Annotated in this window: 1 protein-coding gene; it reads left to right on the top strand. The window is 48.5% G+C overall.

The features are described from left to right. Positions 1 to 191, top strand: a 191-nt coding sequence (locus tag SB765_RS30315) for a FlhC family transcriptional regulator (RefSeq protein ID WP_410932579.1), incomplete at its 5' end; no start/stop codon positions are given. Positions 192 to 266 lie beyond the last annotated feature (75 nt).

Raw genomic sequence — 266 nt, 5'->3', positions numbered from 1 at the left:
GTATGCTGGAACTGGCAGATTGTAAAAGCTGCAACGGCAGCTTTATTAATCATGCGCATCAGCCGGTTGGCAGCTTTACCTGCAGCCTGTGCCAGCCACCATCACGGGCAGTAAAAAGACGTAAACTTTCTGCAGAACCTGCCGATATGTTTCCACAACTGCTGGATGAACAGGTTCAACACGCCGTTTAAGTTTGTTCGCACTGTGGAAGCCATCCAGCAGCGGTTAATACCGCTGCTTTTTTTTTGCTTGCGGTTCAGGAATAA

The organism is Pseudomonas sp. SIMBA_067 (assembly GCF_046534675.1).
GTDB classification, from domain to species: Bacteria; Pseudomonadota; Gammaproteobacteria; order Pseudomonadales; family Pseudomonadaceae; genus Aquipseudomonas; species Aquipseudomonas putida.
The sequence above is the reverse complement of the archived record's forward strand: the minus strand, read 5'-3'. Positions and strand labels throughout refer to the sequence as shown.